Raw genomic sequence first — 7,368 nt, 5'->3', positions numbered from 1 at the left:
CGAATACTTGTTGTGGTTCACACAGTGCGCACCCACCATCCATTCCGGTCGGCCAGCCTCAATTTCTCCGTTACGACGGATCACGTAATGATAGCCTACGCCAAACTTAAAGCCTTTATCATGATGCCAGGTATCGATCTTGGCAACCGAGGATGTCTGATCAGGTCGCACTGCCGAACAATGAACGACTATCAGAGTAATGCTCCGCATGACTGAACGGCTAATGTGCCTGCAATCGTTGTGATGACCGTTGCCAGGAACTTAATGACCTTGACAACCTTCTTCCATGAAATCTTTACCATAAGTAGTTTGTTTTTTTAAGTGAAACCATTAATCTTCTGTGCTGCCGTCGGGGTTGGGCTCGCCACCACCGGTATTGCCGCCGCCAGTGTTACCGCCACCAGTATTACTGCCGGTGTTACCTCCAGTATTGGGGGCTACACTGCCACTGCCTGCAGACGAGGCTGAATCGAGATTCATGATGTTGTCGTGGGTCTCCTCGAACAACACATCCTTCACCAGCGTCTTGGCATTCACATATCTCTGGACGATTCTGCCATTCTTCTCGCCAGAACCTGTCACGATGCGCTCCACCTCGGGCTGGAACAGCACACGGCGCGAGGAGATGGTGGCTGCGGTGCAGTCCTCTGCCTTGTTAACACCGATACTGGAGAAACCGACCTTGAAGATGCCGATACCTGCCAGACGAATCTTCTCACCCATCTCCAGGAAATGCTTCATGGCTGCGCCCAGCTCGTCGAGAGCCGCTTTGATGTCGCTGCGCTTCAGCGTTGCCTGCGTCTGGATGAAATCAGCAATCTCATCGGTCTCGATGAACTTCTGACCATACACCGGCTTGGCATAATACTTGCCATAACTCTTCTGATTAAACGAGTTTTTGTTCTGTGTCTTAATGTACTTCTGACTCATAACTTTTTTAATTAATTGGTGAATAACTGGGCTTGCTCGCCGACAGGGGCAACTATGGGTTGTGCATAACGCAACTATGGCTCGAAGGCAAGTCAACTTGCGGTCGTAGTCCAGTCACTTTCCCCCTCTAAGCTGACTGAGGAACGATGCGAAGATGACTGCGGAACGAGTGGAAGATGACGCTGGGACAACCCTAAACTGACCTATCTGCGGCTCGCTTGCCTTAACAAGTACAAAGATACAACATCCGAAACACCAATTGGCACACTCGAGCGCACTCAGGCGCTCAAGGTCTTACTTTGATGAATTTACGCTTCGGAAGATCGATATCCAGCACTTCGCACAAGTATTTCACACCCCAAGGCGGCAGCAGCCTGGTTTTCGGACCGATACCCATCGCTGACAGCGCTGGCTGATGCAGACTGATCCAACGTGAGAAAGTGCGTTTCGAAGCTCCCGACAACTCTCTCAACTCACTCTTATAATACGATCTGATTTCAAATTCCTCCATTTTTTTTTATTTTAGAAAAATGACGTTTTTAAATAATATGATTTAACTTATTGATTCATAGAGATTTACACTGTTTTGCAGGTAACAATGGTGACGTATAAACACAACCTTCATACGCGCGAGAAAAAAGTGGTAGATTTTTATTCTATAAAAAGTTTGTAAATCACGTCACCATCACCACCTCAAAGAGTATCAAAACGGAAGCTCTTGCTCCTGAATATCAGGCAGTTGCAGAGATTTTGATTCAACATTTTCACCATGACTGTTTTCTAAAATTTCAAATTGTTGCTGCTCGGGTGTAAGCTCAACGACCTTATAGTAAGTATAACCGCCACTTTTCTTGGTTTTAAAATTCTTTAGTTTCATCACCTCTGCAATCTTTCTGGGGGAAAGTCCGCGGTTCACTCCGCCAACCAGAGCCATGGCAATCATCGATGCGCTCATCCACTTAAAGCTCTCGTTTCCTCTCGGTTTGCGCAATCGCGATACGATGACCTCTTCCTCAGGCGTAGCATATTTGAACGAGGCGTTTTGGGCATTAAGTTCCTCCTCTTCCTGTTTTGAGAGATAGTATCTGAAGCCCTGTAGATATTCATGGTACAGCTGGGCATAGAGTTGATCGTAGTCGAGATTCCACTGATGCGGATCGTCAATTCTGTTAACCATAAAGCAGAACCATCGGCGAGTGCCCGACAAGTCGGTTAGTATCTGCTGCCGATTGCCCGTAGCACAGAACGAGGCCAGCCTGTGTTTCTGCTCCCGGAAGATGGCATAAGGCCGACGCTCCTTGATATTCGGACTTGTGATGAGTCCCTTCAGTTCCTCCATATCCCTACCCTCGATGGCCTCAATCTCCTCGATATCGACCAGGCAGTTCTCTGTAAGGGCTATGCGATCGTCTTTTGATGCAAAAGAATTATGGGTATTCTCCCAGAAATAGCGATGAAGTGCTGGGGGCAGAATATGTCGGAAGAAAGTGGTTTTATAGATACCTTGAGGACCTATGAACATCAGCACTGCCTGATTACACACCTTGTCGTCCATCCATCCTGCCAACATACCTACAAGCCACCTTTCCAGTCTGTCCTTTAGCCGTTTACTTGCGTTTTCTTCCGTATCCCTCATGGCTACGGCATCCACATGTACATGGGCCGCCACCTCGGCAATCCGGTCTTTTCCGTCCCATACAGGGAGTTCCTGGATGTATGCCCTCACAGGATGAACAAACTCGGCAAAGCTGCTCTCCACTACACTCTTCACGTCTTGTACCAACACACGCTTTCCCGTATCCATCGCCATTTTTACGCGCATGCTGTTGATAGCAATTTTGTCAACTATCTGCCAAGAGTCGGTTCCCTGCTTATTGCAATATAGCATCTGGTCAGTCACCAGGTTATACATCACTCGATAACGTTCAGATAGCCACTTATGTATCTCCGGTAAGTCGGCCATCGAGTTGTCGCGCCTCTTCGGCAGTTTATTCAGTTTCCAAGTGCCAAACTTGTCAGCAGCCTTATATTCGTGGTGGATAGCGTCTTCTCGGCCTTTTTCCTCATAGTCGGCCCACTCCTGCTGCGCCCATTCTATCAGTTTATCCTCATCTACACCAAATCGATTAAACAAATAAGCAGCGTGTAGCACATAGTCGTGATGATGATGGGGTTCCCACGAGAATCCCTTTTCAGTCATCATCTGTTCTATGCGCTGCCACGCCTCTTCTAAGTCGGCATGTTGAGAGGCTGCCTGATAGATCTTGCGTTTTCTCCCGTGTTCTTGGTATTCGCAATTCTCCTCAACAATCAAATCGTCGGGAATCAAGTAGGGCAAAGCGCATGGATTAAAAAACAGGCGTGCATCGTAGGCCATGCCCGAGAGTCGGGTAAAATCACAGCATGCCTTGTCGTATTGATGTCCGGCCACCAGCGCCAGTTGTTCATTACCCATCAAGAAAGCAGCTCGCCACGATGCGTCATCGGCCTTTTGATTGTTCTCACGCATATAACAATAAATAATCCGCAATCCCTTGCCACTGATGGTGTGATACATCAGCAGCACGTGCGGATCCTGCTTCAGTCGGTTAAAGACAGTCTCCAGTTCTTCCGGATCATCAATGTCATCAATATCACACATTGCCAGATTAGTAAAACCTTGAGCTTGCTCATTGCTATGTCCCAAGCCACGAAAGACAACAGCCACCGAGAAGGCGCTAACCAGCCGCTCTTTGATGTTCTTGTTGGCGGTCTTCTTCCCCATCGCGTTCATTGTCTTCCGATACTGTTCGGTTCGTTCCTGCAATAGCGTATCATACTGTATCATCCTCACAATTTCTGTCAGAGGTATGAGTACACTCGAATAGCTCGAAGGATATGAAAACAAAGATAGTTTTAGTTCTTCAATATTCATAACTTATTTGGTTTTTGACTTATAACTTCTATAAGTTTTGCGAATAGCATTGGTTCTACTATCACGTGCAGGATTATCAGCAAGATTGGTAAAGATGGCAATTGCTTTTGCCATCTTGCGTTCAGAGCATGTCAGACCGTATTTCATTCGACCTATGAAAGCCAGCATCCGATAAATTTCTTTCTTACTTACTTTTTCGAAATCAAAGTCAACATGCACCAGGACTTCCGGATCAGAATCGCTATATACCACGTTCATACCATGAGCAATCTTCTTCAATTCCTCCTTCAGAAGCCGTCTATCATGGGGCCATACTAACCCTAAAAGAGTTCTGAACTCCTTTCTTATTATCGTCATACAGTTAAATCTATAAAGTTGCACAATTGGTACACCCATCATCAGTAGCGCATACCATAATAATTATCTCGCTCAGTAAGAACAGGTCTATCAGGCGAGTGTACAAGTCTGGCGCCCATCTCGAGGAAAGCATACCATGAAGATGAACCTGGATTAATACTGTTAGCTCTCATATATAGAAATAAGCCTTGTTAATTTCGTTTCTACAAATTTACAAACAAGTCATCACATCTGCAAATTGTCGGAAGTGTTTTTGCAGAAACATCCCTAAAAACGACATAAAAAAAGTATCCACCACTCTTTTGTGCTCACTTATTCGTACTCTGAGCTACGCTCCAAGATACTGCCGTTCGACAATAAAAGCAAAAAAAACGTTTTTTGCTTTGTATTGTGCTCACTTATTCGTATCTTTGCAGCGCTTAAACATAAAAAAGAATGCATCAGAGTGATAGTATAGTTATCATTCCTACTTATAACGAGAAGGAAAACATCGAGAAAATCATCCGGGCCATATTCGGTCTGGACAAGAGTTTCCATATACTGGTGATCGACGATGGATCGCCCGACGGCACCGCCGCCATCGTGCGCAACCTGATGGCTACCGAGTTTGGCGGACAACTGCACTTAGTGGAACGTAGCGGCAAATTAGGATTAGGAACAGCCTACATCGCAGGTTTTAAGTGGGCGCTGGAGCGCGACTACGAGTACATATTTGAGATGGACGCCGACTTCAGTCACGACCCCAACGACTTGCCCCGCCTCTATGCCGCCTGTCACGACGAGGGCTACGATCTGGCCATCGGCAGCCGTTACGTGAGCGGTGTGAACGTGGTGAACTGGCCCATCGGTCGCGTGCTGATGAGCTACTTTGCCTCGAAATACGTGCGCCTGATAACAGGATTCAACGTACACGACACCACTGCCGGCTTCAAGTGCTACAAGCGACGCGTGCTGCAGACCATCGAGCTCGACAAGATCCGCTTCAAGGGCTATGCCTTCCAGATAGAGATGAAGTACACCGCCTATAAGATCGGCTTTAAGATCAAGGAGGTGAGCGTGATATTCGTGAACCGACAGGAGGGCGTGAGCAAGATGAGCGGTGGCATATTCGGCGAGGCGTTCTTCGGCGTGATGAAACTGCGCTGGGACGGCTGGACGAGACGATATCCGAAGATTGAACATTGAACTTTGAACATTGAACTTTGAACTTTGAACTTTATGATTACCTTACTATATAGAATCTACCAATTCCTGATCTGTTTACCCGGCATTGTGCTGCTCACCATGCTCACTGCCATCGAGGTGGGCGTGGGCACCACCATCGGCAACGGCCACTTCTGGGGCTACTGGCCCGGACACATGTGGGGAAAAATAATCCTGAAAATGTTTCTGATACCCGTCAAAGTGGAGGGGCGACAGCATCTGGAGGAAAACCAGAGCTACGTGTTTGTGGCCAACCATCAAGGCTCATTCGACATCTTCCTGATTTACGGACATCTGAACCGTAACTTCAAGTGGATGATGAAACAGTCACTGAGAAAAATACCTTTTCTGGGCTATGCCTGCGAGAAGAGCCATCAGATATTCGTGGATAAGCGCGGACCCAGCAAGATCAGACAGACATACGACAACGCACGCGAGATACTGAAGGAGGGCTACAGCGTAACGGTGTTCCCCGAAGGCGCACGCTCGTTTACGGGGCACATGGGCACATTCAGAAAAGGTGCCTTTGCACTGGCTGACGAACTGCAGCTGCCCGTGGTACCGCTGACTATCAACGGCTCGTTCGACATCCTGCCACGCATGAAGGGGTTCAACTTTGTGAACTGGCACCCGATGACGCTAACCATCCACGAGCCTATCTACCCCGTAGGACAGGGTCCTGAAAACGTAGAGGCTACCCTGCGACAGGCTTACGACTCGGTGATGTCGGCACTCGATCCAAAATACCAGGGCTTTGTAGAAAACCCCGATCAATGATAGCACGCGCGCCATACCTGTTTCTGCTGCTGATCCTGGTACCCGATCTGTACCTCGACCTGCACTATTGGCGGCACCGTTTCGCCCAACAACGCCGACTGCTATACTGGCTGCCAACAGTGATACAGCTGGTACTGACCGTGATACTGACCTACGAAACGCACTTTATCCCCGACAACATCACCTTATTATATATTTACCTGCTGATGATGGGGCTGATAACAGCACCCAAGTGGGCGTATATGCTATGCTCGGCCGCTGGCCTGGCTCTGTACAAGGCTCGACATCTGCACAGCAAGAAGACAGAGAAGAAGAGAAAGAACTACGGCAACCTGGTGGGGATTGCAGCCACCATGCTGATATGGTATGTGGTACTGTACGGCGCATTTGTGGGCTTCGAGAAACTGGAGGTAAACCACCAGACCTACACATCGCCCGACATTCCCAAGGCCTTCGACGGCTACAAGATTGTGCTCTTCTCCGATGCTCACGTGGGTACCATGAGCGGCAACAGACAATGGTTGCTGCAGCGCGCCGTGGACACGATGAACGCACAACACGCCGACATGATTGTGTTTACCGGCGACCTGCAGAACATACAGCCTGAGGAACTGCTGGAGCACAAACAACTGCTGAGCAGCCTGAAAGCGAAAGACGGTGTGTACAGCGTGCTGGGCAATCACGACTACGACAAATATCTGCACAGCGGCGAAGAACATCATCAGGTACAGAGACTACCAGAGCTGATCAGACTGGAAAAGCAGATGGGCTGGCAGCTGCTACAGAACGAACACCGCACCATCAGCCGTGGTGGACAGCACATAACCATTGCCGGCATGGAGAACGATGGCGACGGCCATAAATTCCCACAACTGGGCAATATCAGAAAGACACTGGCCCACACCAATGGCTTCATCATCATGCTGGAACACGAACCCGCATCATGGCGACGGACCACAGTGCCCGACGGGCGCGCACAGCTCACCCTGAGCGGTCATACGCACGACATGCAGTTCAGACTGCTGGGATGGAGCCCGATGGACATGCTGAACATTGAGTGGAACGGCTGGTACACGGAAGGCAAGCAGTCGCTGTTTGTCACAGCTGGTCTTGGAGGACTGATTCCGTTCCGCTTTGGCGCCACAGGAGAAATCGTGGTACTAAAATTGAAAAAGGTAAAAAGGTAA

The 7,368-nt window shown here is 48.6% G+C and carries 9 protein-coding genes; 3 read left to right on the top strand and 6 right to left on the bottom strand.

The window, feature by feature from the left end; translation table 11 throughout:
* The 6 genes from T491_RS17485 to T491_RS18185 form a co-directional block, all read right to left on the bottom strand.
* Positions 1-210: N-acetylmuramoyl-L-alanine amidase (locus tag T491_RS17485; RefSeq protein ID WP_036916087.1), on the bottom strand; the 210-nt coding region annotated here is incomplete at its 3' end.
* A gap of 120 nt (positions 211-330) precedes the next feature.
* A complete protein-coding gene (locus T491_RS0112535) occupies positions 331-930 on the bottom strand; it encodes an HU family DNA-binding protein (RefSeq protein WP_028904200.1) in 600 nt (199 codons plus the stop codon).
* Between the two features lie 286 nt (positions 931-1,216).
* Positions 1,217-1,441 (bottom strand): hypothetical protein, encoded by a 225-nt coding sequence (locus tag T491_RS0112530; protein ID WP_028904199.1) that lies wholly within the window; start codon positions 1,439-1,441, stop codon positions 1,217-1,219.
* Between the two features lie 192 nt (positions 1,442-1,633).
* Positions 1,634-3,844 (bottom strand): VapE domain-containing protein, encoded by a 2,211-nt coding sequence (locus tag T491_RS0112525; RefSeq protein WP_081773381.1) that lies wholly within the window; start codon positions 3,842-3,844, stop codon positions 1,634-1,636.
* Between the two features lie 3 nt (positions 3,845-3,847).
* Positions 3,848-4,123, bottom strand: coding sequence for a hypothetical protein (locus tag T491_RS0112520; protein ID WP_155950131.1), 276 nt, complete (start codon positions 4,121-4,123; stop codon positions 3,848-3,850).
* 119 nt (positions 4,124-4,242) lie between these two features.
* Positions 4,243-4,374 carry a hypothetical protein gene (locus T491_RS18185; protein ID WP_255327035.1) on the bottom strand — a complete coding sequence of 44 codons (132 nt, stop codon included), beginning with the start codon at positions 4,372-4,374 and terminating at the stop codon, positions 4,243-4,245.
* Positions 4,375-4,636: 262 nt separating this feature from the next.
* On the opposite strand from T491_RS18185, the gene T491_RS0112515 reads away from it, so the two are divergent.
* From T491_RS0112515 to T491_RS0112505, 3 genes are read left to right on the top strand one after another with little or no spacing between them, the layout of a single operon-like run.
* Complete coding sequence (locus T491_RS0112515; protein WP_028904196.1) at positions 4,637-5,386, top strand: polyprenol monophosphomannose synthase; 750 nt, start codon at positions 4,637-4,639, stop codon at positions 5,384-5,386.
* Between the two features lie 36 nt (positions 5,387-5,422).
* On the top strand, positions 5,423-6,181 hold the full coding sequence (locus T491_RS0112510; RefSeq protein ID WP_155950133.1) for a 1-acyl-sn-glycerol-3-phosphate acyltransferase: 759 nt from the start codon (positions 5,423-5,425) through the stop codon (positions 6,179-6,181).
* Positions 6,178-7,368 (top strand): metallophosphoesterase, encoded by a 1,191-nt coding sequence (locus tag T491_RS0112505; RefSeq protein WP_028904194.1) that lies wholly within the window; start codon positions 6,178-6,180, stop codon positions 7,366-7,368. The genes T491_RS0112510 and T491_RS0112505 overlap by 4 nt, the downstream gene beginning before the upstream one ends.

This window comes from Prevotella sp. P6B4 (assembly GCF_000619985.1).
Taxonomy (GTDB): domain Bacteria; phylum Bacteroidota; class Bacteroidia; order Bacteroidales; family Bacteroidaceae; genus Prevotella.
This window is presented reverse-complemented; position numbering and strand designations above follow the sequence as displayed.